The organism is Ruania albidiflava DSM 18029 (assembly GCF_000421225.1).
Taxonomy (GTDB): domain Bacteria; phylum Actinomycetota; class Actinomycetes; order Actinomycetales; family Beutenbergiaceae; genus Ruania; species Ruania albidiflava.
In genome coordinates, this window is sequence record NZ_ATWL01000055.1 from 1 (window position 1) to 1,566 (window position 1,566).

The 1,566-nt window shown below is 67.4% G+C and carries 1 protein-coding gene; it reads left to right on the plus strand.

The window, feature by feature from the left end; all coding sequences use genetic code 11:
* A partial coding sequence (locus tag K338_RS24175; RefSeq protein ID WP_040654498.1) for a sialidase family protein occupies positions 1 to 1,427 on the plus strand: 1,427 nt, incomplete at its 5' end.
* Between the last annotated feature and the right edge of the window lie 139 nt (positions 1,428 to 1,566).

Below are 1,566 nucleotides of genomic sequence, written 5' to 3' on the forward strand. Positions count from 1 at the left end.
TCAGCCCCGTCGGTGTCGACTACTACATCGACGACCTCGCCGTAGCCGGCGAGCTGCCCGAGGACGCCTTCACCGGCCTCGACATCGACCCCCTCCTCGACGACTTCGTCGATGTTGGCGAGATCGTGGACGTTCCGGTCGCGCGATTCCGGCTCCCCGACGGGACCGCCGTCTCGAACTTCACAGTGGCCACCACCGTGCGAGGGACATCGGTCCCCGTGCAACTGACCGGTCCGGATGCCGACGGTTGGGTGACAGTGTTGATGACGCATCGTTTCCGCGAAGGGGAGAGTGGCATCGTGCGCACAGTCGTCACCGGCCCGGACGGTAGCGAGTCGGTGGCCGTGCAATCCGTCACCGCAAGCTCCAGGACTCAGCCGGACGTCATCATCGCAACGGCCGAGGGCGAGCAGAGGCCATTCTTCCCCGAGATCGCACACCTCGACGACGGCCGGCTGGTCACGGTCTACTACTGGTCCAACGCACACTCACCGGGGGACGACCCGAACGGTGAGCACGGGCAGATCAGGTGGACCGAGAGCACCGACGGAGGGCTGACCTGGTCGGAGCCTCGAGTCATCATCAACACACCCGAGGACGACCGCGACCCGCAAATCACACAGCTGCGCGACGGGACCCTTGTGCTCACCTGGTTCCAGACCGACTGGACGGACTACCCCACCGAGGCCGCCACGATCACCGGCACCTACGTGGCACGCTCCGAGGACGGCGGCGAGACATGGTCCGATCCGGCCCCGGTGGAGTCGTCGATGAGCTGTGGCTGCGGTCCGCGGCACGGGCACTACTACCTCGGCTGGTCGGCCGAGTCCGGCAACGTGGTCGAGCTGGACAACGGCGACTTGCTCGTGCCTCTATACGGGACGCGCCCCGACGACACGTTGGGCCGCGCCAGCGTCGTGCGCAGCACCGACGGCGGACGGACCTGGCCGGTGGAGAACGAGGTGATGCTCCCTGCCGCACCGGGGGTCAGCCTCTCCGAGACCGAAGTGGCGGTGCTCCCCGGTGGACGCGTGAGCGCAGTCATCCGCCCCGGCTTCGTCAGCGACTCCTTCGACGGCGGACGCACGTGGTCGGTCGCCAGCCCGGTCCCGTGGAGCATGCAGGCCCCCGACCTGCTGACGTTGCCCGGGGGGAAGGTCTTGCTCACCTACGGCGGACGGGACTACGGATCGAACGAACCCGTCGTCGGCCGCCTCCTGCGCCGCACCCAGACCTGGACCGACACCAGTCCCGTCCTGCTGTACCTGTCGCAGCAGAACGTCGATCAGGGCGATCCGAGCTCTGCTGTCGTCCGGGGCAGCCAGTACCTCACGGTGAGCTACGACACGAACATCAACGCCGTGGTCGGCACCTTCAGCTCCATCCGCGACTACGTCCCCACCGCCCGACCCGGTCACACCGGCTGAATCCTCGAGGAGAAGCGAGAAATGAAACTCCGGATATCCCGATCCCGACGCGCGGGTGTTGCTGCTGTGACCGCTGGTGTGGTGGCGTTGGCGTTGGCGGTGGTGCCGGGTCAGGTCGCTGTTGCGGCTCCGGCTGATG